The organism is Aminivibrio sp. (genome assembly GCF_016756745.1).
GTDB lineage: Bacteria > Synergistota > Synergistia > Synergistales > Aminobacteriaceae > Aminivibrio.
The window spans coordinates 14,809-39,748 of the sequence record NZ_JAESIH010000059.1; the positions used below are offsets into that span (position 1 = coordinate 14,809).

Consider the following 24,940-nt stretch of genomic DNA (forward strand, 5'->3'; position numbering starts at 1 on the left):
TTACCTGATCCGGAGAACCGAACCCCCGGTCTCCGCTTCTTCCAGCATCGGCACGGAGCGGGACACGTCGGTCTCCGCCGCGCAGACAAGATCCCCTTCAAATCCCAGGGCCAGAATCCGCCGACCATGGACGGACCGCCTGAGAATGGCCGCCATGTCCCGTCCGCCTGACCGCCATATGTCCAGCGCCATGACCGCCCCGTCCTGAAGTTCGGCGTCGCAGCGCCGCAGAAGAAGTTCCACGAGCAATCCGGCGCAGGCCGTGTCGTCCAGGGCGACCCGTCCGTGGAGGCCGGCGCAGAGAATACCCACCGACTCTCCATCCTTCAGGGAGGCATCGAGGGCCGCAGAGGCATTCCGGGCGCAGACCGGCCGCACCGGTTTTCCGGAAGCGGCCGCCTTCAGGAGGGCCCTCGTTCCGTTGGTGGTAGCCATCACGGCCTCCGGCCGCCTGGAGGGACCGTATTCCAACAACTCCAGGGGAGAATTCCCCAAGTCGAACCCGACGGGAGGAAGGGCGTTCCGCTCCCCCATCAGGAAGGGGTTCCGGCCTTCCGCCGCCAGCCGGTCCCGCAGGAGAAAGGCTTCCTCGACGGATCGGCAGGGGCGGAGAATTTCCCCCCCTCCGTCGAAGAAGACGCACATGGTGGTTGTAGCCCGAAGAATATCGATCACCAGCCAGCTGTCCGCCTCCGGAAGAATCTCCTCCGGCGAAAGGACCACGTCCGCTTTCACAGTCATGGCTTGGCCGCGTACTTTTTCGCTTCCTCCACGAGACGGAGGAACAGGGGAAGCATCTCATCCCCTTCGGACATCATCATCTCGGGGTGCCACTGGACCCCCGCCACGAAGGGCTCCCCCTCCATCTCGAGAGATTCCACCACGCCGTCCATGGCCCGGGACGTGACCTTCAGCCCCCGTCCCACGTCCTTCACCGCCTGATGATGGTAGCTGTTCACCGGAAAGCTGGTTCCCAGGAGCTCGGCGATCACCGATCCCTCCTCGGCCACCACCGTATGGCTCGGGCAGGAGCGTTTCCGGTTCTGGGAATGTTTCACGAAAGAATCGGGAATTTCGGAGAGATCCTGGTAGATGGTGCCCCCGCAAGCCACGTTCAGGAGCTGGATCCCCTTGCAGATGGCCAGAACGGGCTGCCCCTTCGCCAGGGCCGTCTTTATGGTGCGGAGCTGGGAAATGTCCGTGTCCCGGTAGACGAACTCCAAGCCCTTGTGAGGCTCTTCGCCGTACAGCAGGGGATCGATGTCATACCCTCCCGAAACGAGAAGGGCATCGACGCACTCCGTCTGCTCCTCGGCCACATCCTGCCCCCTCACCACGGGAATTATGAGGGGAATGCCCCCGGCGCGCTCCACGGCGGCCACATAGTCGTTGTTCACGTAGCTTCGCTCTATGCCGGGGGAGAAGCCCCCCTGCTCCACGAGAAGGTTCCCCACAATACCGATCACCGGTCGGCCCATGCTTATTTCCTCCTGTCGTACGGATCGGCGGATTTCCGCCTGTTCCAAGTATAGCGCGGGAGGTGCCTTTTTCAAGTTGACAGCCTGGGGAGGGAGGAGAATAATACCCCCCATGGCCGGGGGAGAACGGGCCGGATACAGCCCTGAGAAGCCCCCGCCGGAGGAGAGTTGCCGCCATCAAACCCATTCTGTCGTCCTTTACCCTGATCGCCTCGGGCCTGCTGCTCGGGTACGGGATGCGCCGTCTTTTCGAAAAGGTTTTCCCTGGTCCCGACGAGCTGCTCGGCCGTATCCGGTACTTCCTGCAGCGTCTTGTGCTGCTTGGCCTGGGGCCCGTGACCTTCATCGGCGCACTCTGGATCGTGGAGATCCGGGAGCCGAAAATCGCCCTTCTTGCCCTCATAGGGGCCTTCTGTCACATCTTCGGCGGTGCTGCTGCGGCGGCGGCGGCCCGGTTGTTCCACATGGCCCCGCCCCAGGCCGGAGCCTTCTTCTGCTGCGGCTTCTTCACCAACGTGGGGGCCATCGGGGGGCTGGTGATCTTCCTGTTTCTGGGAGAGGAAGGCTACGCCATGTTGCCCCTCTTCAAGCTCCTGGAGGAACTCGTCTATTACAGCATCGGCTTCCCCGTCGCCCGGCTCTACGGCACAGATAGAAAGACGGCGGCGGAAGGCAGCCTTCTCCCCCGCCTTCTCCGGGATCCATTTCTCAGGGTGGCCGTCTGCGGACTGCTCCTCGGAACCGCTCTCAACCTGTCGGGCATTCCAAGGCCTGCGGCCTACGCTTCCCTGAACAGGCTGCTCATACCCCTCAGCACGGTGCTCCTCCTCGCCTCCATCGGCATGGCCATGAAGTTCGGGAAGACAGCTTTCTGGCTGAAGGAGGGGCTCGCCCTCATCACCCTGAAATTTCTCCTCGTCCCCGCCGTCTGCGTCTCTCTCGGCGCCCTGGCCGGCCTTGGCGGCATTGCCGATGGACTGCCGCTGAAGGCCGTCCTCGTCCTTTCCTCCATGCCGGTCGCTTTCAACGCCCTCGTCCCCCCGTCCCTGTACGGACTGGATCTGGACCTGGCGAACAGCTGCTTTCTCATCTCGGTACTCGGGCTCGCAGCGCTGCTGCCGGTCCTGCATTTTGTCCTCGGGCTGATGTAGGGCGGCTCCATCTCCCTCCACCCTGCGGTTTTTCGCCCGCTCCTCCTCAGCCTCTGGGGCATCTCCTCCGACGTGACCACCGTCATTTTGGCCTCCATGGGCTTCGTCTCCACTATGGGATAATGCCTGTCCCGGCCGTACAGCGTTTCGGCGAAGCCGTTGTAGGGGCCGAGCCCGTCCTTCGCGCCGGAGAAGAGAATCTCGCAGTCCTTTTCCTTCAGATCTTCATCGTAGTTCCGGAACACCTCGAGGGCGATCCGTCCCGCCGGGGCGACGTACAGAAGCCGCGTGGGGCTGCCCTCCGCCTTCTCAGAGGCGGTGAAGGCATAGCGCGGCCGTCCCGGCAGACCGTCTTCCCCAGGGAATGACCATTCCGTCGTACTCCTTCGCCGAATACCGGACGACGAAGGTCCCTCGTACCGGCGGCGGAGGGGCGAATCTTTGCCGCCCTTCAGGTCGGCCCCGAAAAACAACCTGCACCGAGAGAACCGCCAGAAACACGGCAGCGAAATTCCGCCCTTTGGAGGCCATGAACCCCCTCTCCATTGTTTCAGAATTATCTGTCATATTGTATCACGGCTTTGCGGAAAGCATTTCACTGCCGGTTTTCCCTCGCAAAAACATTTCTCCGTGGCACTCTTTTCTTCGGAAAAATCTACCAGGGTCACTTTTTTGTTGAAAAACGGAATTTAAGGGTATACTAATAGGATATTCATTCGACAGGCAGGTGCAGACCGTCATGAAAGGAATCGGGGCCTCTCCGGGCATAGCCATTGGCAGGGTAGTCATTCACTGGAAAGAACAGATCGACATCCTTCGGGAGTTTGTCGAGGAGCCGGAGCGGGAGCTCGAACGGTTTCAGACGGCCCTCGAGTTTGCCGGAGAGCAGATCAGGGAGACCTACTCCAGGGTACTTGAAAGCGTCGGTCCCGGCGAGGCGGACATCTTCAGGTCCCACGGCATGATGCTGAAGGACCCCGATTTCGTGGGGCAGATCGAGCGCATGATCCTCGACGAGAACGTCAACGCCGAATGGGCGGTGAAGCAGGTGGCCGACAGCCTCATCCAGATTTTCGAGAGCATGGGCAACGACTATATGAAGGCCCGCTCCGACGACGTGAAGGATATCTCCGACCGGGTTATCAAGCTGCTCCTCCAGATCGGCGGGATCGACCTCTCGAACCTCAGGGAGCCTTCCATAATAGTGGCGAGAGAACTCACCCCCACGGACATCTCCCAGATGGACAGAGAGATGACCCTCGGCATGGTGTCGGAAACGGGAGGAAAGACCTCCCACACGGCCATTCTCGCCAGGACCCTCGAAATTCCTGCCGTCATGGGGGTAAAGAAGCTGCTGGACGAGGTGGAAAACGACGACCTTATGATCATCGACGGTGAAACGGGACAGGTCTTCGTGAACCCCGACGGAGAGACGGTAGAGCGTTACCGGGAACGGCTGGACCGGTACGAATGCTTCAGGAAAAGCCTCTCTGAAGTGCGGGGGATGAAAACCGTCACCCTTGACGGCCTGGAGATCGAGCTCGAGGCCAACGTGGCCTCTCCGAAAGATCTGGACGACGTCTTCAAGAACAACGGGGATGGCATCGGACTCTACAGGACCGAATTTCTCTATTTCGACAGTTCCCTCCTCCCTCCCGAGGACATCCAGTTCGAGCAGTACAGGATCGTGGTGGAGGCCATGAAGGGAAAGCCGGTGGTCATCAGGACCCTCGACATAGGAGGGGACAAGAAGCTGGACTACCTCTCCATTCCCGAAGAGCAGAACCCCTTCCTGGGCTACCGGGCCATCAGGCTCTGCCTTGACCGCCAGGAAATATTCAAGGTCCAGCTCAGGGCTATCCTCAGGGCCAGCGCCTTCGGTCATGTCCGCATCCTCTTTCCCATGATCTCGAGCCTCGGGGAGCTCCGCTCCGCAAAAGCCATCCTTGAGGAGACAAAAGAAGATCTCCGATCCCAGGGCGTACCCTTCGACGAATCCGTCCAGTCGGGCATCATGGTGGAGGTGCCATCGGCGGCCATCCTCTCCGACCACTTCGCCCGGGAAACGGACTTTTTCAGCATCGGGACCAACGACCTCATCCAGTATGTCGTGGCGGTGGACCGGGGGAACGAAAAGCTTTCCCATCTCTACTCCCAGTACCACCCGGCGGTGCTCCGGCTTATAAAAACAGTCATCGACAACGGAAAGGCCGCGGGAATTCAGGTCGGGATGTGCGGCGAATCCGCCGGAGACCCGAAACTCATCCCCATCCTCCTCGGCATGGGGCTCACGGAATTCAGCATGAACCCCTCGTCCATCCTCCAGGCACGGTGGATCCTCCGGAACCTCCGGAAGAGCGACCTGGAGGAGGCGGCCCTGAAGACCCTGTCGCTGGCCACGGCCGAAGAAGTAGAGGAATACTGCTCAGAGCTGCTCCAGTCTCTTAACCTCTGCCGCTGAAGGAAAAGGGGACTTCCCCTTCCGGATGGATTATAATAAGTCCATGAACGATGTCGTCCTTACTGACCGGGAACATCCGCCCTTGCCCGAGATGCTGCGCCCCCTCTTCTGGGACGCGGAATGGACGGCTGTGGATTTTGACAGGAACAGGACGGCGGTGATTGAACGGATTCTGAACCTCGGGAACGAAGAACAACTTGCCTGGCTCCGCCGGAATGTCTCGCTGGACGAAATCCGCGCCGTGGTATCCTCGAGCAGGCGGCTCAGCAGAAAGACGGCCCGGTGCTGGCAGAACTTTTTCGGGCTCAGGGAGGAGGAAATGCGGTGTTTTGGGATGTTCTCGACAAACCCAGACAATCTCTTCTGAAGAGCATGGTCGCCTCCCCGCCCATCCCGGGAGCCTACCTGGCGGGAGGAACGGCCCTTGCCCTGCAGTACGGTCACCGGCTTTCCGAGGATTTCGACTGGTTTCTGCCCGAAAGCTTCGATCCAGGGAAACTGCCCGCCCTTCTCGAACCCTTCGGGACAGTCTCGGTGGCGGAGACCCATGCCGGGACCTTCCACGGATGGATCGACGGCATCCGGGTGACATGGCTCCATTACCCCAACCCCCTCCTGGACCCCCTCCAGCAGGTTCCGAACATTCCCGGACTTCTGCTCTCCTCACCCCGGGACACGGGGCTCATGAAATGGGCCGCCCTCTCCGACCGGGGTGCCCGGAAGGATTTTCTCGACCTTTACGAACTGGGGCTTCAGGGAATCACCCTCGAAGAGCTCTTTCTCCTCCTGCCCAGAAAATTCCCCGGCCGGCGCCTCAACCTCTACCACATGATCAAGGGACTGAGCTACTTTGACGACGCCGAGCACGACCCCTGGCCCGTCATGCTCAGGGACGTGAGCTGGAGCGCCCTCCAGCGGTATTTTCTCTCCTCCCAGACCAGACTGCTCCGCTCCCTCCCTTGAACATCCCTGTTTCGACAGCAAAGAGTGAAAACTTTTTCCTATTTCCATTCAGAAATGTACACTTGACAATTTACGAACAATATGGTTAAAAAATAAAAGGTGTATTCTATTCTCGTTCCGCCCTGTCGGGACAGATTCCGGGGGACCGCATGGAATACGTATCTGTTAACCGTCTTAAATCGGGCATGGTGCTTTCCGGGGATCTTATCGCCCCGAACGGCCGATTTATTCTGCCCAAGGGAGCCCGCCTGACCCCGAAAAACATCATGAGCCTCAAGATTTGGGGAGTCTCCGAGGTTCCCGTCGCAAAACCAAATGAACAGGAAGAACCGGGCGGCGATGAGCTCCTCTATTCCTCCGACGTCATGGATGAAGCCCGGGAAACGGTGCTGGACCTTTTCTCCGGCGTCCCTCCGGCCTCCCCTCTCATGAAGGAGGTCTTCACAGTCGCCGTGAGGGTAAGGGCGGGAAGGATCGCCGAAGGGTTTCCGGCAAAAATTCCCGGTTCCTTCACTTTCTCCCTCCCTCTCAAGCCCAGAATTTCCGACGAGAAAATCGACATGGAGGACATCCTCAGGACGGAAGTGGGGCTCACCTCCTTTCCCGACGTATATTTCCGGATCTCGGAGGCCCTGCAGTCACCGCAGAGCTCCGTCTCCCACATCGCCGATCTCATCAGCAAAGATACCGCCCTCTCGGCCACCCTTCTGAAACTGGCCAACAGCGCCGTCTACGGCGTTCCCGGAAGGGTGGACTCCATTTTACGGGCGACCGCCCTCATCGGCGTGCGGGCCCTCTCCCTGCTTGCCCTCGGCGTATCCGCCGTCCAGAACTTCAAAGACATTCCCGTGGAATGGGTCAACATGGAGTCCTTCTGGAAACACTCCGTGTCCGTGGCGGTCATCGCCCAGATCCTCGCGTCGAAGAAAAACCCGAGGATCATAGAGCAGGCCTTCGTGGCGGGGATGCTGCACGACATCGGACGGCTCGTCCTTTTCCGCCACGCCCCCTTTACAATGGCGCGCCTCATCTCTGCCGCCGCGGAGCGGAGGGTCCCCCTGACGGCCCTCGAGAAGGAAGTACTCGGTTTCGACCACGGAGAACTGGGCGGGAGACTGCTGGAGCGGTGGAATTTCCCCCTGGCGCTTTCCGACATGGTTCTCCAGAACCATGAAACGGAAGAACAAACCAAGGCCTTCCCCACCGCCCTCCTGGCAGCCTCCGACGTTCTCGCGGCCGCCATCGGCGAGGGAAACAGCGGGTCCCTTCATGTCTCCCCCATTCCGGACAGCGTCTGGAAAGTGGTGGATCTTCCCTTTTCCGTGATAGATATGACGGCGCGACAGGCACACCGGCAGATTTCCGAAATTTACAGCCTTTTCAAAGGCGGCGATGACGATGGAAAAACAGTTCCTCACTCTTGAAAAGCTTCAGAACAGGATCATTTCGCTGGAGGAAGAGCGCATTGCCGTCACCAACGCCCTCGACATCGCGCTCAAGATCAACGACATCCAGCCGGACGCCGCCGCGGAAGCCACGGTGGAATCCATCCTCGCCCTCTGCTATGAGCGCACGGGCAAGCTCATCGGCCTCAGGGGCGGGGCCTTCTATCTCTTCGGGCAGGAGGACGCCGGCTTCCAGCTTGCCTACGCCAGCTCTCCCGAGGCGAAAAAGAAGATTGAAAAGGAGCTTCCGGCCCTTATTGACGACGGAACCCTCGCATGGGTCGTCCAGACCGAGCGGGCCGTAACGGCCAAGTTTACCACGGGCGAGGATGTCTTCCTCCACGCCCTCGCAACGCCGGGGCGGACCATGGGAGTCTTCATCGGCATCCTGAGGGACAAGAAAGAGGACATCCTCGACATCTGCTATGCCCTGCTCTCCATCTACTTCAGCCAGGTGGCGGGAGTCCTGCAGAACCGGGAGCTCTTCCGGATGGCGAAGAAGGAGAACAGCAGCCTGTCTTCCGCGGTCAACGTCCTGCGTGAGACGGAGGAAAAACTCGTCTCCCTGAACCGGACTCTGGAGGAGATGGTCCGGGAGCGGACCAGGGAACTGGAGAAGATCAACGAACGGCTCCTGGCGGAGATCGCCGAGAGAAAGCGCAAGGAGGAGGCGCTGCTCGAAAGCGAGGAACTTTCCGCAAGCCTTCTCAACCACTCTCCGAACCCCATCCTGGTGGTCAACCCGGACACATCGGTGAAGTACATCAACTTCTCCCTAGAACAGCTCACAGGGTACTCTCTTGTAGAGGTCATCAACCGCAAGGCGCCCTACCCCTGGTGGGCTGAGGACGATCTCCATTTCATGTCTGAATACTACGGCATGGTCACCGCAAGGGGCACGACCAAAAGAGAACACCTCTTCAGGAAAAAGAACGGCGACCCTCTCTGGGTCGAAGTCAGCATGACCACCATCTTCGGAGAGAACGGCCCGAAGTACTCTATTGCAAACTGGGTGGACATCACCGAGCGGAAGTTGGCGGAGTCGGCCAGGGAACACGCCGAGCAGCTCCTCACGGAGACAAACGCCAAGCTCAGTGATACCCTGGACGGCATCGTGGTCTCCATGGCAAAGGTCGTTGAGACCAGGGATCCTTATACCGCCGGCCACCAGGAGCGGGTTGCCCGGCTCGCCATAGCCGTCGCCAGGGAAATGGGCCTGCCCGAGGAACAGGTCCGGGGGGTGAGTGTGGCGGCGGTTCTCCACGACCTGGGGAAAATCGACGTGCCTGCGGAGATCCTGAGCAAGCCATCCCGCCTGAAGGACAAGGAATACAGCCTCATCCAGGACCACTGCATCGCCGGGTACGAAATCCTGAAGAACGTGGACTTTCCCTGGCCCGTGGCAAAAGCTGTGCTCCAGCACCACGAGCGGATGGACGGCTCCGGCTACCCCTCCGGAACGGCGGGGGACGAAATCCTGCTGGAGTCCAGGATTCTCGCCGTGGCGGACGTGGTGGAGGCCATGTCCTCCCACCGTCCCTACAGGCCGAGCCTCGGCCTCGAACAGGGGCTCGGCGAAATCACCAGGCTCCGGGGGACAGGGTTTGATGAGAACGTCGTGGATGCCTGCCTGGCCATCTTTGCCAGGGGAGAGTCTCCCTGGGAGTGACGGGAAAAAATATGCACAACGGCCGGAGATCTGAGCCCCCGGCCGTTGTTTTCGTGGAAGCATCGCGGACTGTTGAAGAATGCCGGCCGACTCTATACGACATTGGCGCTTGTGAACCTTTATCTTGTTCAGGACAAGAACCCCTGTCCCACAAGGCACAAGGGCGTAATGTCTCAAAAAAGCCCTGAAATTGTGGAAATGTCCCATTTAAAGAGTGTTTTCCCCTCTTTTTCTGTGGATAACTGGAGAAAACGAAGCGTCTAGAGCTGCTGTAAAATTTTTTTACTGGAACCTACAAAAGTGAAACATACCCCTTATTTTCAGAGGTTTTCTAAGAAACGCAGCACCCAAGAGGTTGCCGCACGGAAGATCACCCCGCTCTTGCGGAAAATCTGACGAAAAAAGGGTTCCGCCATGGGACGCGCCACGAACACCCCGGATCTGAATTTCACTATAAAGGAGAATGACAATGAACGTGAACGTGAAGAAAATTGCACAAGAATTGTTTGACGCGGAAAAAGGACGTTTCCAGATTACCATGCCCACCGTATCCTACCCGAGCATGACGGCGGAAGACGCCTACGCAGTCCAGCTGGAAAATATAGCGAGAAAAGTCTCGGCGGGAGAACACATCATCGGCATGAAAATCGGATTGACCAGCAAGGCCATGCAAAATCTTCTGCACGTGAACGAACCGGATTATGGTCATTTGACCGATAAAATGCTGCTTTCGGAGGGAGAAAATTGCCCCATCAATGAGTTGATTCAGCCGAAAGCAGAGGGCGAGCTCGCGTTTTGTCTCAAAAAAGCTTTGAAGGGACCGGCCGTTACGATCGCAGATGTTTATAACGCTACCGGTTGGGTCGTTCCCGCTATTGAAATAGTGGACAGCCGTATTAAGGACTGGAAAATCACGCTTCTCGATACCATAGCGGACAACGGTTCCAGCGCACGATTTGTGCTGGGCGGCAAAATGACGCCCATCGCTCAGGTGGACATGCGCTTGACCGGCATGACTCTTGAAAAAAACGGAGAACTCGTCAACAGCGGCACGTGCGCCGAAGTATGGGGAAACCCTGCGGCGGCGGTTGCATGGCTTGCAAATAAACTTTCCGAATTCAACATAGAACTGAAAGAAGGAGACATCGTCATGGCAGGCGCTCTGACTGCGGCGCAGCCAGTTGTAAGAGGAGACAGCATCACCGTGAGTTTCCACGGCATGGGAAGCGTAACGGTTGCTTTTCAATGAATATTCCAGGAAGGGGGAAATGCATGATATGAAGAAGATGAATGTGGGCATCATCGGACCCGGCAACATCTGGACCAATCTGATGTATGTATGATGTATAACCTAAATCCGCACCCCAGCGGGGAGCGTCACCGGGGACCGCGGATTTAAGGAGCAAAAACGGCTTCCCGGGTCCGGGAAGCCGCCCGAAGAATCTCACGGGATGGAGCATCAGGAGATGCGCCCCTCCCTGCTTTTCCATTTCACGGCGTACATCTCCTCGTCCGCCCGGACGAGGAGTTCCCGCGCCGTGGAGCCGTCGTCGGGGAAAATGGCGACGCCCATGCTGCCGTGGACGGACAGGAGCCTCCCCCCGGCCGGGAAGGGTTCCGAAAAGGCGTCGTGATGAATTCTCGCAAGAAATGTGTTCACCTCTTCACGGGAAAAAAATCCGTCCAGGACAAGAACGAATTCGTCTCCTCCGAGACGGGCTGCGGTGTCCTGCTCCCGGATGAGTCCCGTCAGCCTCCGGGCAACGGAGACGAGCAGGAGATCCCCTGTCTCATGGCCGTAGGTGTCGTTCACTTCCTTGAACTCGTCCAGATCGATGAAGACCACCGCGGCAAGGGACCGCTCCCTCCTGGCCCTGGCGATGACCATCTCCAGGCGGTCCAGGAGCAGATACCGGTTCGGCAGTCCCGTGAGGGAATCGTGGTAGGCCATGTAGCTCAGCCGCTCCTGCTCAGTCTTGATGTCTCCTATGTGGGTCAGCACTCCCGCATAATGGGTGACCTTTCCTTCAGAATCCTTCACCGCCGTTACGGTTAGCCACACGGGGTAAGCCTCGCCGTCCTTCCGGCGGTTCCACACCTCTCCCTGCCAGACCCCGTTGCGCCGCAGGGAATCCCAGAAGCGCTCCGACGTCTCCGAATGGATCCTCTGGGCGGAAAATATGCCCGGTCTCCTGCCCCGGATCTCATCCAGGGTATAGCCAGTAAGCTCCTCGAGAGCGGAGTTCCCGTCCTCGATGAACCCTTCGGCGTCGGTGACTACGATCCCCTCGGTGGTGGTTCTGAGGAATTGCTCGGCAAGCTGGAGCCTGTCAATCATGGCCTTCCTGTCGGTAATGTCCTGAAGGGCGACGAAGACGGCATCCTCGCCGCCGAAGGAGATGGCGCCGGCGGAGAGAAGGGCCCACCGGATCTCACCGTCCGGCTTGCGGAAAGCCGCTTCCCTCCCCTGAAGATGTCCCGCGGCGAATACCTCGTCTACGAAACCATAAAAGGCCCCGGGGTTCACCAGAAGGTGAAGATCGGTCAGGAGATTTTTCCCCATCGCCAGGGAAGCCTTCAGACCGAAAAAATCCTCTCCCCGGGAATTGGTGAAGAGCACCCTTCCCTCCGGCGAAATCACCGCCACGGGAAAAGGAACATCCTTCATCAGGAAGCGGAACCGGGACTCACTCTCCCGGAGTTCCGCCGTCCTCCGCTCCACTGCCGACTCCAGCGTCTCCCGGGCACGGAAAGCCGCACCGACGAGAACCGTCACGGACAGGGTTATGGTCAGGCCCGTCACCAGGGCCATCCGGCCGGCGCGGATGGGGTGGTGAAGATAAAAGAAGTCGCCGGGCCGCATTTCCGCCGCGAAGGTTCTGCCGAAGGCGAAAATGGGGCGGATACTGCACAGGGGATCGCCCAAGGAAACGGTTACCCCGGAAAATTCCTGCGAACCGTCAGTGCCCCCCGTCCCGGCAATGAAGAGGGGCTTCCCTTCGCCAAGCTGCCAGAGGCCCATGGACATCTCGGCTTCTCCTCCTCTTTGGACCCGGGCCAGCAGAACATCCAGCCCCAGGGTGACGGCGGCGAAGCCCCGGAGGCGGGACGAGCCGTCCCCGGAGAAGACCGGGCGGTAGACCGTCAACCCCTTGCCTCTTCCGGCGCCTTCAGGAAGGTTAAATATGTCCGACGCCGAGGGAAGCCTCGTTTCCGCGGCCCGCCTCATGGCCCCGGCTGCGCCGGGTTCCTCTCCCTGCCGCCTGTTCATCCGGCGGGAGGGAAGAGACGCTCCCGCCGAAGAAAGACCGCTCTCCTCCGGGCCGACGGGAATCCAGGCCGCGGAGATCACCTCCGGAAGCGCCTCCAGGTGGTCTATAAACCGTTCAAGAGGTTCGACGGACAGATTCCTTTCGGCTTCGACGAACCTCCCCAGGCTCTCCAGGGACATATTCCGGATATTGTCAAAGAGCATGTGAAGCCCTCCTGATCGGGCGTCGGCGATTAAGGAGAAGGAGTGCCGGTTGTCCCGGAATTCCTTCTCGTGGGCCAGTCTTGCAAAGGAGAAGGTGAGCACCAGCCCCGCCGTCAGGGCGAGGACAGCCTCACCGTGGCGGAAGATCCGCCGTCCTTCCCCCTCGGGGAGGGAGCGTCTCCGGAGGAGGAATCCGCCGCAGAAAAGAATCGCCGCGAGAAGCAGGGCCGTCCCGATGGGCAGCAGGGACGCCCGGAGAACATCCCCCTGCCAATGCCCGGCGTCGATGTCCAGAGCGAGGACGGCGACGATTTCTCCCGTGGCGGGGTCGGACACGGGGTACCACGTGGAAACCCAGGTCCCCCACCGGTCGGTGATGGGCCCCACGGTGACGGGACGTTTCTCTTCGAAGGCCGGAAGAAAACCGGGGTCCATCTCCTCATACACGTCCCCCGGCGGGGACTCGTCCTCGGAACCGGGAAGCTCCGAGTCGACGTAGAAAAATATGGCGCCGTCGGGACGGCGTCCCACGAGAGTGATGAACTTGCTCCTCGGAAAGGCCCGGAGGGCGGCCCGGAAATGTTCCTTGAACCGCCGGTACTCCGGAAGGAGAAGGTCATCGCCGGTTCCGGAGAGGGCCCTGACCTGGTCAAGCCGGATGGTCTCGGCCAGGAGACGGGTCTGGCGAAGCAGCTCTTCCCTCATGAAACGATCCGCGTCCTTCATTCTCCATCGGCCGATGACCGCCCCCCCGGCGAGCACCGCAGCAGCGAGAAGAAACCAGAGAACAGGCAGACGGACTAAAGCGCCTGCGCGACAAAACCGTTTCATTCTGACCGGAGCCTTTCTGAATTCACGTCTTCAGCCTCCCTGATTTTGAGAACGACAGGCTTCCAGTGCTCATTCCCCCTTGCAGGGAATAGCAAAACGGGGCAGAATTTCTACATTTTATTATAAAACAAATACGTGTTTATTCCGAGAGACGACAAAAAATCTAAATCCGCTAATTTTTCAGGCAGAGGGAGTGTCACAAGGCACACGGTGAATTCGCCCTCCTCAGGGGAAGGGCGCCCAGGAAAAAAACGACACGGATGTCGGTTTCACGGGCCAACCGGTGAACGCAGGGAGCCGCTGGGGTGCGGATTTAGGAAAAATACAATATGCCCCCCGCATTCAGTCCCCCTGCCGGGCCAGCCTGCTCCGGAAGATTCTCAGCCGATCTTTCAGCGGAGGGAGGTTCCTTTCAACCGAGACGATGTCCCCCGTCCCGCCGTCGAGGATGTTCTCCCGGAGAACATGCACCCGATCGTCCGGAAAATAGGCGTTCCTGTGGAGATGGCCGCAGAACCAGCGCTCATATTCCGTCTCTTTCCGTATCTCCTCGAGATACAGGGAAACGGGATCCCCGGCGAGGTACTTGGCGAGGTTCGTCGCCCGGAGGATTCCTTCCGGGGCGGTATGGGTGAGAATCCAGTCCACCGTCCACCCGGCGGACTCGAGGGAATCGAGTCCCCGGCGGAATTCCTCCTCCGAGGGGATCTCCCTCCTCCACCAGGACTTCCCCGCCGTCCGCCCGTGCCTGTCGAGACTCCTGGCCCCACCGAAGACGAAGCACTTCTTCCCTTCCAGGGTGTAGACGTACCCCCGCCTGAGGTGGAAGACATGGGGAGCGGCCACCCCAACCGGGGCGCCGTACCGCTCTTCCTGCGGCAGGGCGTCAAGCAGGGTGAAATTTTCGTGGTTGCCGTCGAGAAAGAGGGTTGTCCATGGCCGTGAACTCAGCCGTTTCAGCTCTTCCCTTTCCCGCTCAGAAGGAGGGTCGCTCCAGAAAAGCCCGAAATCCCCGAGGATCACCACCAGGTCGTCCCTCGAAAGGCTCTCCCCAGAGGGAAAGTTCCCAGGGGAAAAGCGGTCCATTCCGTACACTCCGTGGGTATCCCCTGTCAGGTAGATCATGACCTTCCTCCTTCCGCATGCCCCCTTTTTCTCCGGCAGGGGTCATGAAAGATCCTTCAATTATAACCGGAATATTGTGCTAAAATTCTTTCCAAAATCCCATGCAGGAGGCGCACCATGACTACTACTGTCCAAAATACCCTCGCAATCGTCTGCGGAGGCGGCCCTGCCCCCGGCATCAACAGCGTGATCAGTTCGGTGACCATAGAGGCGAAGAAGTCAGGCTGGGAGGTCTTCGGCATTTACGACGGCTTTTCCAACCTGGCGATGGGGGAGAAAAAGATCATCCCCCTCACCATCGACATGGTGAGCCGGATCCACTCCGACGGAGGAAGCATCCTGAAAACCTCCCGGTTCAATCCCACAAAGAGCGACGAACATCTGCGCAGTGTGGTGGATACCCTTATAGAACTGGGAGTCACCCACCTGGTGACCATCGGAGGCGACGATACGGCCTACGCCGCGTCCCGCATCGCCGGCTACGCGAAGAACAGCCTGGGGCTCACCATCAGCTTCGCCCACGTGCCCAAGACCATCGACAACGACCTTCCCCTCCCTGAGGGCATCCCCACCTTCGGCTTCGAGACCGCCCGCTCCCTGGGCGCCCAGCTCGTCTCGAACCTGATGGAGGACGCCAAGACCACCGGCAGATGGTTCCTCGTGGTGGCCATGGGCAGGGTGGCGGGCCATCTTGCCCTCGGCATCGGCAAGAGCGCAGGCGCCACCATCACCGTCATCCCCGAGGAATTTTCCGCGAACGAGAAAATCCCCCTCTCCCTGGTGGTCGACATCATCACCGGCTCCATCATCAAACGTCTCGCCTCGGGAAGAAACTACGGCGTCGCCGTGACGGCGGAGGGTCTCATCGAGAAAATACGAATCGAGGACCTCGAGGCCGCCGACTGCCTTGAATACGACGACCACGGGCACATCCGCTACGCGGAGATCAATTTCTCCGACGTGCTGAAAAAGGAACTGCTGGCAAACCTCAACGCTCTGGGGATCAAGATGACCATCAACAACAAGGAAGTGGGCTACGAGGTCCGGTGCGCCCCGCCCAACGCCTTCGACATCGAGTACACCCGAAACCTCGGCTACGCGGCCTTCGACTTCCTCCGGAGCGGAGGCACCAACGCCCTCATCACCATACAGAACAACATGATCGTCCCCATCTCCTTCGACGATATCCTCGACCCGGTGACGAAAAAGACGCGCATCCGCAAGGTGAACACGGAATCAATCCAGTACCGGATCGCCAGGGAGTACATGATACGGCTGGAGAAGCGGGACTTCCAGGGAGGCATCGACTTCGAGAAGCTGGCTGTGGCGGCGAAGCTCCCCCCTGACGAGTTCCGCAGGCGTTTCCAGTACGTGACCGAATACTGAGGAGGGTCAGCGAGACAGGGAATTCTCCACCACCATCCCGAGAAACTGCCCGAAGGAGATGCCCGCTGCCTCGGCCGCCTTGGGCACCAGGCTCGTGGCGGTCATTCCCGGCACCGTGTTGAGTTCCAGCACCACGGGCAGTCCGTCGTCGCCGAGACGGAGATCCACCCGGGCGTAGGCCCTGCACCCCAGGGCATCGTAGGCACCGAGGGCTGCCTGCTCCACATTCTTCCGGACAGATTCTTCCAGAGGGGCCGGAACATGATATTCGCTCCCTCCGGGAGTGTATTTTGATCGGTAGTCGTAAAATCCTTCCCTCGGCCGGATTTCGATGACCGGGAGGCAGACGGGCTTCCCGTGCCGTTCATGGACCGCCACGGTGATCTCCCGGCCGGGGATGTACTCTTCCACCAGAACCCTGCCGTCGTGGCGGAAGGCCTCCTCCAGGGCATCTCCGAGCCCGCGGGAGCCGTCAAGGATGGAGACCCCCACTGTGCTCCCCGAACAGCAGGGCTTCACCACGAGTTTCCCCGACCGCTCCAGGAGCTCCTCCAGGCAGGTCCCGGAGAACTGTTCCTCCCCCGCCCCGCAGCGGGACACTTCGATCCCCTTCGGAACGGGGATCCCTTTCCACCGGAAGAGGGCCTTGCCCGCCGTCTTGTCCATGGCGAAGGCGCAGGAGGCATGGCGTGAGCCGGAAAAGGGAATTCCGGCCATTTCGAGGGCGGCCTGCAGCGTTCCATCTTCTCCCCATCCCCCGTGGAGGGCGATGAAGGCAAAACCCTCTTTTTTCCCGATGAAGGCCGATGCGTCTCCCCTGCTCCGGAGGTCCAGCGGCTCCGCTTCGTATCCTCTTTCCTGGAGCGCGGAGGCCACCGCTGCCCCGCTCCGGAGCGAAACCTCCCTTTCGGCGCCTTCGCCTCCGCAAAGTACCCATATCTTCATTCCAGTCAGTCCTTTCATCGGGAATGGTTCATTATAATACAGCCGGGACAGTGGGATTTTTCTTTTCTCCCCTCTTTCCCCATCTGGTACAATTGACCGGAGCGCTCGACAGAGAGCGGACTTTCCCCCTGCAGGAGGGCGAAACAATGACAGTTCAGTGGAGCGACGACCTCGCCATTGGCATCGGCATCATCGATGACCAGCACAAAAAGCTCGTGGAGCGCATCGCGTCCTTTTCCAGGGCCGTGGAAAGCGGCGACAGGAACGAGATGGAAGATACAGTCAACTACCTCATCGGCTACGCCATCCAGCATTTCGGCGCCGAGGAGCTCATCATGATCCGCAACTGCTACGACCAGTTCAGGGAACACCGGGATGAACACAGCTGGTTCATCAAGGAGGTCTTCGACCTCCACCGAAGACTCGCCGAAGGAGAAGAGATGACCCGTGAGAGTGCCGAGACACTGAAAGACATGCTGGTGAACTGGACTCTCGATCATATCTCCATCAAGGACAAGCGCATCGCCGAGACTCTCAACAGCTTCGGCGGCCCTCTCTGGAGATAGGGTGCGATCCATGGACTCCGGAACTCTGAGCGAATTCCACCTCGACGTCCTGAAAGAGGTGAGCAACATCGGCGCGGGAAACGCCGCCACTTCCCTTTCCTCCCTTTTGGGCAGAAAGGTGGACATGCGGGTCTCCCGGGTGGTCCCCATGCCGTTCAACGAGATCGTGGACTATGCGGGCGGCGCTGAGCGGATGATTTTGTCGGTCTTCGTCCGCATCGAGGGAGGCATTTCGGGAAACATGCTCTTCGTCATGAGCGTCTCCGACGCCCTGGCGCTCATCAGCCACATGACGGGAGCGTCCGGCGGCGAAGGCTTTACGGATATGGGGCTTTCGGTGATCCACGAGGTGGGGAACATCACGATCGGGTCCTACATCACGGCCCTTTCCGACTTTCTCGGCTTCGAGCTCATCCCATCGGTGCCGTCCCTGGCCATGGACATGGCAGGGGCCATTCTTGCCTTCAGCCTTTCCGAGATCGGCCGGAGCGGGGACACCGCCATCGTCATCGACGGCGGTCTTTCCCTGGACGGGAATCCCCTCTCTGAGGGAGAGTCGAGCCGCATTTTCCTTCTTCCCGACCCCGATTCTTTCGGCCGGATCTTCCAGGCCCTCGGAGTGGCAGGCCATGGCGGTCGTTAGGGTCGGTATCGCCGAAGCCGCGGTGGTGATAAACCCCGACTCCATCTCGACCCTCGGGCTTGGTTCCTGTGTGGGGGTGACCCTGTACGACGAAAAAAGGCGCATCGGGGGCATGGCTCACGTGATGCTCCCCTCCACGGAGCTGGCCAGGGGAACGGACTTCAACAGGTCGAAGTTCGCCGATTCGGCCGTGCCGGACCTCCTGAAGCAGATGATCCGGTACGGGGCCGACGAGCGGCGTATCAAGGCCAAGCTCGCCGGGGGCGCCCAAATGTTCTCCCTGGGGGGCAATGCCGACTCCCTCCTCAAGATCGGCACCCGGAACGTGGAAGCCTGCAGAAAGGTTCTCTCCTCCCTCAGGATCCCCATTCTGTCCGAGGACACCGGAGGCTCATGGGGTAGGACGGTGGAGCTGTTCACCGATTCCGGGATGCTCGAAATACGGGCCATCGGCAGGGAGAAGAAGCTCATCTAGGGCGGCAGAAAGAGGATATATCACTCCTGGCCCGGCGATGATCGCCGGGCTTTTTTCCCTAAATCCGCTCATTTTTCAGGCAGAGGGAGTGTCGCCGGGCCTGTCGGCGGTGACCGGCGCCCCCGCTTCTCAGGACTTTCTCTCCCGATTGTAGTTGATCAGGGAGCCTGCGAGAATGACGGCCCGCTCGTCCTCCGTCAGGACACCGGTCTCGAGGGTGATTTTTACGCAGCTCCCCTTCCCGGCCACATAGGCGGGAAACACCGTCTCTCCCCGCTCCATGGCCTGCCGGACGCCGGGAATGAAAATCCAGCTCCCGGCGGAGAAGGGGGGTTCGCCGTCAAGGACGAAGGGAATCATCCCCCAGTTGATGAGGTTGCTCCTGTACCTCTTCGTGGCGTACTCCCGGGCGATGTTCGCTCCTCCCCCGAGGACCCTCTGGCAGCTCGCCGCCTGTTCCCGGGCCGAACCGTCTCCAGGCTTCCGGGCATAGACCGCGGAAGCAAGGCTCACGGATTTCAGTGAAATTGTCCTGAACCCCGGGACGGCTTCCAGGGCGGAGAAAGCCTCTTCCAGTTCGGGGGAGATTTCTCCGGGGGCTCTGCCTTCGGCGAAGGCTTTCCCGAAGGCCATGACCTCCTTCGCCTTCCCTACGTAGGAAGGATCCTTCCGTGAAAGGGTGAATTCCGCCAAGCGCAGGGGGTTGGAGCGGAAGCTCGCCGTCTCGCCCGAGGGGATGAGTTCGTCCGTGGTGGTCACGGGATCGGTGATGAAGGAGACCACCTTCAGCAGAAGGTGCTCCGGCAGTGGCGGCATCTCCGGCCAGTCGGCGATGTTCGGACCGAAGACCAGGGGGGTGTCGGGGCAGGGCGATCCGAACCCGCTGTAGACTCTGTTCTTGTAGGGAGTATCGTCGAAGAGGTATTCCCACCGTTCCTCCGCCGGTTCAAGGTCCGTGGCGGGAGTGAGAAGGCCGCCGTTGGCCGCCGTGGCGGCGATGCTCCGGGCGTCCATAAGGGCCACCGATGCGATCTGCCCTTCCCGGGGCTTCGATCCTTCCCGGTTGGGGAAATTCCTGGTGGTGTGCCGGATGGAGAGGGACCCGGCGGCCGGGACGTCTCCCGCCCCGAAGCAGGGGCCGCAGAAGGCCGTCCGGACCACCGCCCCGGCCATCATCAGTTCCGTGATGGTCCCGTTCTTCACCAGTTCAAGCAGCACGGGCTGGCTCGAGGGGTAGACCGACAGGGAAAAATCCCCGCTGCCCGTGTTCTTTCCCTTCAGAAGAGACGCCGCAGCCATGACGTTCGTGTAGGTTCCCCCTGCGCATCCAGCGATGATTCCCTGGTCCACCCGGAGCCTGCCCTTCTCGAGCTTGTCGGTGAGACTGAACTTCGCCTTCGTGTTTCCCAGGAGTTCTGCTGCGGAGTGTTCCACTTCCCTGAGGACGTCGCCGGGATTTTCGTTGAACCTTTCTATCTCCATGGCGTTGGAGGGGTGGAACGGCAGGGCGATCATGGGTTTCACCGAGGCAAGGTCCACAGTGATCATGCCGTCGTACCACGCGACTTTGCCGGGGTTCAGCTCCCGGAAATCCTCCGGGCGTCCGTGGGCGGAAAGAAAGTCTTTCACATTTCCGTCGGTGCGCCAGATCGAGGAAAGGCAGGCCGTCTCGGTGGTCATCACGTCCACGCCGCACCGATAGTCGGCGGAGAGGTTGGAAACGCCGTCCCCCACGAACTCCATGATACTGTTCTTGACGTAGCCGCAGTTGAAGACGGCGCCGATTATGGCCAGCGCGACATCCTGGGGGCCTACGCCGGGACGGGGTTTTCCCGTGAGGTACACCCCCACCACCCTGGGGTAGGCGATGTCGTAGGTCTGGCCCAGGAGCTGCTTCACCAGCTCTCCGCCCCCTTCTCCCACGGCGAGGGTTCCCAAGGCGCCGTAGCGGGTGTGGCTGTCGCTTCCGAGGATCATCTTTCCGCAGCCCGCCATGGCCTCCCGCATGTACATATGGATCACCGCCATGTGGGCGGGAACGTAGATACCTCCGTATTTTTTCGCCGCCGAGAGGCCGAAACGATGGTCGTCCTCGTTGATGGTGCCCCCCACGGCGCACAGCGAATTGTGGCAGTTTGTGAGGACGTAAGGGAGGGGAAAGGATTCCAGGCCTCCGGCCCTGGCCGTCTGTATAATGCTCACGTAGGTGATGTCGTGGGACGCCAGGGCGTCGAACTTTATCTTCATCCGCTCCATGGAGCCCGAGGTGTTGTGGCTCTCCAGGATGGACCATGAAAGGGTGCCCTTCCGGGCCTCTTCGCGGCTGACGGGCCGGCCGGCCAGTTCGGCGGCCTTGGCCTCCGCCGAGGCGCCGTCCTCCACGATGTGCCTTCCGTCCACCAGGAAGGCGCCTTTTTCCAGCAGCTTGACCATGTTCATTCCCCTCCGTCGTCTCGGTTCTTCCGGGGCGGCACTCCCGTTCTTCAGCGGATCCGTGCTTCCTCTCAGTCTTCCTTTTTGTCGCGGTAGAGCCCTGCTGCCTTCTCGGCGGACACGGTAATCCCCCGGATGAGAGCCGAGCTGAACCCCTCGTGCTCCATCCGGTTGAGACCGGAAATGGTGCAGCCCTTGGGAGTGGTCACCTTGTCGATTTCATTCTCTGGGTGGCTCCCGCTCACGGAGAGCAGACATGCCGCGCCCTTTGCCGTCTGGACCGCCATGGCCAGGGAGTTCTTGGCAGAGAGGCCGATCTCGATCCCGCCCTGGGAAGCCGCCCGGATGGCCCGGAGGAAGAAGGCGATACCGCAGGCCCCTAAAGCGGTTGCGGCGATCATGTCCTCCTCGCGGATGCGGAGGGTCTTCCCCACATCGTTGAAGATCCGCTTGGCCATTTCCAGAGCCCTGTCGTCGGGACCGTTGGAGGCCAGGCAGGTCATGGACTCCCGGACGGCGATGGCCGTGTTGGGCATTGCCCTGGCGATGCGGAGAGGCTTCCCGATGACCTCCTCGATTCGTTTGATGCTAAGTCCCGTGACCACGGAGATGAGGATATGGCGATCGAAATCCAGCACCGGGGCAATTTCCTGAAGAAGGGCGTCCACCAGCTGGGGCTCCACGGTAACGATCACCACGTCCGCTCCTTTGACGGCGGCGGAGTTGTCGCTGGTCACCTCGAACCCCATGGCCTTGTACTCTTCCAGAAGGTGGGTCCGCCTTCTGGTGAGGGTGATCGTCCCCGGGGCAAAATTCCCGGCCTGGGCCAGGCCCCTGGCTATGCTCGAACCGATGTTACCGGCCCCGAGAATGGCAATCCGTACTGCGTTTTCCATTTCTGTTCGAACCTCCCTTGAAATTGCGGGCATCATCGGGAGATCCGGTGAGCCGTAATTTTTTAGCGGACAGTATATCAAAGTCAGCCCCTGTTGAAAAGCCTAAATCCGCAGGTTTTTCAGGCAGAGGGAGCGCCGCCTTTTTTTCCTCAGTCCCTGAAGGGCAGGACTTTCCGACGGTATTCCTCCCTGGCCGCTTCCCGAAAGTCCCCGTCGGAGAGGAGATCCCAGCCTGTGAGGGCAAGCCCCTTGGCGGCGAGAAGCACCACTTCGTCGCCCCTGGGAGAGACGGCGGCCTCGCGGAATTCCGGCGTATGACCGGCCACGGAGGTATCCGCTATGGCCAAGTACTCATGGATGACGGGCAGCTCCAGGGAAACGTTCCCCACATCCGACGATCCCACCCTCTCCCGGGGATCGGGATACTCCATGACCTCCCCGAGAGACTCCATGTTCCTCTTGAAGGCCTCACCCATGGCGGCGTTGGGATACCGCTCGGCATACACGGGTTCCCCATCAAGGATGAAGGACGCTCCCGTGACCATGGCGGCCGCCTCGGCGACCCGGTTCAGGTCCCGGTACATGGCGACGAGCTCCTTTTTCGTGGACGCCCGGACTGTGAAATGGGCCTCAGCGAGATCGGGAATGATGTTCGAAGCCGTTCCGCCCCTGGTGATGATGCCGTTGATCTTGGCGGAGTTCGGCCAGGTCTGCCGGAGAGTGTCGATGCCGTTGAAGAAGGCGATGAGGGACGTGAGGGCATTCACGCCCTTGTCGGGAACGGCGGAGTGGGCCGCCCTTCCCAGAAATTCGACCCGCACGCCCTGGGCGGCAAGGCCGCCCCTGCCGATAATGTTCTTCGTGTTGGGGTGCACCATAAGGGCGAAATCCACCCCGGCGAAGCCACCCCGCTCGACGATGCAGATCTTCCCTCCCCGTTCCTCCTCTCCGGGGGTTCCGATGACCTGGATCTCCCCGGCGGTTTCATCCAGAACGGAAGCCAGGGCGATCCCCGCACCCACCGCGGAGGCGGCGATGATGTTGTGCCCGCAGGCGTGCCCGAGGCCTTTCAGGGCGTCATATTCCGAGAGGAAGGCCACCACGGGTCCTCCGTCCCGTCCCTTCTTCACCGCCCGGAAGGCGGTTTCCATGCCGCAGAAGGGCATTTCCACGATGAAGCCGTGCCGCTCGAGCAGCTCCTTCTGCCAGAGGACCGCCTGATGTTCCTCGAAGGCCGTCTCGGGGCATCCGTGAATATCGTGGCTCAGCTGAAGCAGTTCCTGACGTATCTCTTCAACCTTGTTTTTGATGCGTTCTTTCATGAAAGGAATCTCTCCTCCTTACTTTGGAAAAAAGGCAGGCCGGCGGCACTGGGCCCCGGCCTGCCTGCATCCGCCCGGCTTTGGAAATCCGATTATTTCACGTCCATGTCGTAGGCAAGGATGGACTTGTCCGCCCGGGGCTCGAACACCACGGAATCCTTTTTGCCGTAGATGTCCTGCTGGAAGTACAGGGGAACGATGCCCCCGTCCTCAACGATCATCCGGGCGGCCTTCTCGAGGATAACCCTGCGTTTCTCCGGATCCGCGGTGCCGTCGGCCTCGTCGATGAGGGCATCAAATTCGGGGTTGGCGTAGTGGCACCTGTTGGAGCCTCCCTTGGCGGGATTCTTGCCCCTGGTGTAGAAGAGAACGCCGGCCATCTCGCCCACGTCGATGGGCTCGGACCATCCTGTCATGACAAGACTGGACTTGTCGCCGGGGCGGACGAAATCGAAGAAGGTGGTCTTGGGGTGAAGGCGGAGCTCGATCTGTATTCCGACCTTGGTGAGCTGGCTCGCCAGCGCCTGGGCAACCTGGGCGTCATTGGGATAGCGGCCGTTGGGGGCGTCGAGGTATACCTTGAAGCCGTCGGGATATCCGGCCTCGGCGAGAAGCTTCTTCGCCTCTTCGGGATCGTATTTCGGGGCAGGCATGTCCTCCACGTATCCTCTCCGGCCCTTCAGGACCATCTGGTTCGTGGCGTAGGCATTGCCGTTCATGATCATCTTGACGATGGAATCGCGGTTGATGGCCATGGACAGGGCTTTCCGCACCCTGATGTCGGCGAGGGGGTTCCTGTCGAGCCCGATGATCCCGGGGCCCTGGGGACGATGGGAGTCCACGTGGAGATAGATCAGCCGCTCGCTGGGACGCTCCGCCACCGAAAGGCCTTCAGTGTTCCTGAGCTTGTCCACGTCACGGACTGGAACGTCCTCGATGATGTCCACTTCGCCGGTCAGCAGGGCAGCCGTGCGGGTGGCGGCGTTGCTGATGGGGCGGAAGGTGACCTTCTTGATCTTCGGCGCGCCGCCCCAGTACTGCTCGTTGGCCTTCATGGTGATATGGTCTTCCTTGACCCACTCCACGAAGACGTAGGGGCCGGTGCCCACGGGGGCCTGGTTGAAGGCGGTTTCGCCGAGTTTTGTCCTGTAGGCCTTGGGGAGGATGCGCAGCGCGGCCAGGGACTCGAGAAGGACTGCCGTGGGGGCCTTGGTGACGATCTTCACGGTGTAGGGGTCCACAACCTCCACCCTGTCGATGGAGGCAGTGAAGTTCTTCAGCAGGGAGGTGCGGCACACCTCGATGGTGTAGGCCACGTCCTCGGCGGTGAAGTCGCTGCCGTCGTGGAACGTGACGCCCTTTTTCAGGCTGAAGGTCCAGGTGAGATTGTCGTCGCCGATGGTCCAGGATTCGGCGAGGGCCGCCCGGGGAACGCCGAGGGCGTCGTTGTTGAGAAGCCCGTCGTACATGTAGCGTCCCATGGTGTTGGTGATGGTCTCATCCTGCTGGGAAGGGTCCATGAAGAGAGCGTCCGACGCGAGGCCGATGACGATGCTTTTCTCCGCTGCCGCAGGGGCGGCCAGGGCAAGGCAGAGCGCTAGTATCGCAAAGAGTGCCGCAAATTTCCTCATTTGTTTATTCCTCCTCCTTATTTTTTCGTTCCGGTGGGCCTATTA

The 24,940-nt window shown here is 60.4% G+C and carries 21 protein-coding genes; 11 read left to right on the forward strand and 10 right to left on the reverse strand.

What is annotated here, in order from left to right; genetic code table 11:
- Complete coding sequence (locus JMJ95_RS09725; RefSeq protein WP_290684894.1) at positions 1–741, reverse strand: 2-phosphosulfolactate phosphatase; 741 nt, start codon at positions 739–741, stop codon at positions 1–3.
- A complete protein-coding gene (locus JMJ95_RS09730) occupies positions 738–1,478 on the reverse strand; it encodes a gamma-glutamyl-gamma-aminobutyrate hydrolase family protein (protein WP_290684896.1) in 741 nt (246 codons plus the stop codon). Before JMJ95_RS09730 ends, JMJ95_RS09725 begins: the two co-directional genes overlap by 4 nt.
- A 236-nt stretch (positions 1,479–1,714) precedes the next feature.
- Here JMJ95_RS09730 and JMJ95_RS09735 point away from each other — a divergent pair, with 236 nt between their 5' ends.
- Entirely contained in the window at positions 1,715–2,629 is a 915-nt protein-coding gene (locus JMJ95_RS09735; protein ID WP_290684897.1) for a hypothetical protein, read from the forward strand.
- Positions 2,630–2,938: 309 nt separating this feature from the next.
- Here JMJ95_RS09735 and JMJ95_RS09740 read toward each other — a convergent pair whose 3' ends face one another.
- Positions 2,939–3,160: a hypothetical protein gene (locus JMJ95_RS09740; RefSeq protein WP_290684898.1), complete on the reverse strand. Its 222-nt coding sequence runs from the start codon at positions 3,158–3,160 to the stop codon at positions 2,939–2,941.
- A gap of 208 nt (positions 3,161–3,368) precedes the next feature.
- On the opposite strand from JMJ95_RS09740, the gene ptsP reads away from it, so the two are divergent.
- The 6 genes from ptsP (at position 3,369) to JMJ95_RS09770 (ending at position 10,416) form a co-directional block, all read left to right on the forward strand.
- Entirely contained in the window at positions 3,369–5,090 is a 1,722-nt protein-coding gene (gene ptsP, locus JMJ95_RS09745; protein ID WP_290684899.1) for a phosphoenolpyruvate--protein phosphotransferase, read from the forward strand.
- 25 nt (positions 5,091–5,115) lie between these two features.
- A complete protein-coding gene (locus JMJ95_RS09750) occupies positions 5,116–5,457 on the forward strand; it encodes a hypothetical protein (RefSeq protein ID WP_290684900.1) in 342 nt (113 codons plus the stop codon).
- Positions 5,415–6,053, forward strand: coding sequence for a nucleotidyl transferase AbiEii/AbiGii toxin family protein (locus tag JMJ95_RS09755; RefSeq protein ID WP_290684902.1), 639 nt, complete (start codon positions 5,415–5,417; stop codon positions 6,051–6,053). Before JMJ95_RS09750 ends, JMJ95_RS09755 begins: the two co-directional genes overlap by 43 nt.
- 149 nt (positions 6,054–6,202) lie before the next feature.
- A complete protein-coding gene (locus tag JMJ95_RS09760) occupies positions 6,203–7,477 on the forward strand; it encodes an HDOD domain-containing protein (protein ID WP_290684903.1) in 1,275 nt (424 codons plus the stop codon).
- Complete coding sequence (locus JMJ95_RS09765) at positions 7,452–9,167, forward strand: HD domain-containing phosphohydrolase (RefSeq protein WP_290684904.1); 1,716 nt, start codon at positions 7,452–7,454, stop codon at positions 9,165–9,167. Before JMJ95_RS09760 ends, JMJ95_RS09765 begins: the two co-directional genes overlap by 26 nt.
- A gap of 469 nt (positions 9,168–9,636) precedes the next feature.
- The gene (locus tag JMJ95_RS09770) at positions 9,637–10,416 is read left to right on the forward strand and encodes a 2-keto-4-pentenoate hydratase (RefSeq protein ID WP_290684905.1); all 780 of its coding nucleotides are present in this window, start codon (positions 9,637–9,639) and stop codon (positions 10,414–10,416) included.
- Positions 10,417–10,626: 210 nt separating this feature from the next.
- Here JMJ95_RS09770 and JMJ95_RS09775 read toward each other — a convergent pair whose 3' ends face one another.
- The gene (locus JMJ95_RS09775) at positions 10,627–13,473 is read right to left on the reverse strand and encodes a diguanylate cyclase (RefSeq protein ID WP_290684906.1); all 2,847 of its coding nucleotides are present in this window, start codon (positions 13,471–13,473) and stop codon (positions 10,627–10,629) included.
- A 342-nt stretch (positions 13,474–13,815) separates the two neighbouring features.
- Positions 13,816–14,598: a metallophosphoesterase gene (locus JMJ95_RS09780; protein WP_290684907.1), complete on the reverse strand. Its 783-nt coding sequence runs from the start codon at positions 14,596–14,598 to the stop codon at positions 13,816–13,818.
- Between the two features lie 117 nt (positions 14,599–14,715).
- On the opposite strand from JMJ95_RS09780, the gene pfp reads away from it, so the two are divergent.
- Positions 14,716–15,984, forward strand: coding sequence for a diphosphate--fructose-6-phosphate 1-phosphotransferase (gene pfp / locus JMJ95_RS09785; RefSeq protein ID WP_290684909.1), 1,269 nt, complete (start codon positions 14,716–14,718; stop codon positions 15,982–15,984).
- A gap of 6 nt (positions 15,985–15,990) precedes the next feature.
- Here pfp and JMJ95_RS09790 read toward each other — a convergent pair whose 3' ends face one another.
- Positions 15,991–16,929, reverse strand: a complete 939-nt coding sequence (locus tag JMJ95_RS09790) for a D-alanine--D-alanine ligase (protein WP_290684910.1) — start codon at positions 16,927–16,929, stop codon at positions 15,991–15,993.
- A 146-nt stretch (positions 16,930–17,075) separates the two neighbouring features.
- Here JMJ95_RS09790 and JMJ95_RS09795 point away from each other — a divergent pair, with 146 nt between their 5' ends.
- The 3 genes from JMJ95_RS09795 to JMJ95_RS09805 are packed head-to-tail and all read left to right on the forward strand — an operon-like array spanning position 17,076 to position 18,613.
- Positions 17,076–17,495: a bacteriohemerythrin gene (locus tag JMJ95_RS09795; RefSeq protein ID WP_290684912.1), complete on the forward strand. Its 420-nt coding sequence runs from the start codon at positions 17,076–17,078 to the stop codon at positions 17,493–17,495.
- Positions 17,496–17,505: 10 nt separating this feature from the next.
- Complete coding sequence (locus JMJ95_RS09800) at positions 17,506–18,138, forward strand: chemotaxis protein CheC (RefSeq protein ID WP_290684913.1); 633 nt, start codon at positions 17,506–17,508, stop codon at positions 18,136–18,138.
- Complete coding sequence (locus JMJ95_RS09805; protein WP_290684914.1) at positions 18,125–18,613, forward strand: chemotaxis protein CheD; 489 nt, start codon at positions 18,125–18,127, stop codon at positions 18,611–18,613. The genes JMJ95_RS09800 and JMJ95_RS09805 overlap by 14 nt, the downstream gene beginning before the upstream one ends.
- A gap of 129 nt (positions 18,614–18,742) precedes the next feature.
- Here JMJ95_RS09805 and JMJ95_RS09810 read toward each other — a convergent pair whose 3' ends face one another.
- The 4 genes from JMJ95_RS09810 to JMJ95_RS09825 all read right to left on the reverse strand — a co-directional run bounded on the left by JMJ95_RS09810 (position 18,743) and on the right by JMJ95_RS09825 (position 24,895).
- Positions 18,743–21,046: a hydratase gene (locus tag JMJ95_RS09810; RefSeq protein WP_290684916.1), complete on the reverse strand. Its 2,304-nt coding sequence runs from the start codon at positions 21,044–21,046 to the stop codon at positions 18,743–18,745.
- 71 nt (positions 21,047–21,117) lie between these two features.
- Positions 21,118–21,942 carry a pyrroline-5-carboxylate reductase gene (gene proC / locus JMJ95_RS09815; protein WP_290684918.1) on the reverse strand — a complete coding sequence of 275 codons (825 nt, stop codon included), beginning with the start codon at positions 21,940–21,942 and terminating at the stop codon, positions 21,118–21,120.
- Between the two features lie 149 nt (positions 21,943–22,091).
- Positions 22,092–23,264, reverse strand: a complete 1,173-nt coding sequence (locus JMJ95_RS09820) for a M20 family metallopeptidase (protein ID WP_290684920.1) — start codon at positions 23,262–23,264, stop codon at positions 22,092–22,094.
- Positions 23,265–23,356: 92 nt separating this feature from the next.
- Positions 23,357–24,895, reverse strand: coding sequence for an ABC transporter substrate-binding protein (locus tag JMJ95_RS09825; RefSeq protein ID WP_290684922.1), 1,539 nt, complete (start codon positions 24,893–24,895; stop codon positions 23,357–23,359).
- Between the last annotated feature and the right edge of the window lie 45 nt (positions 24,896–24,940).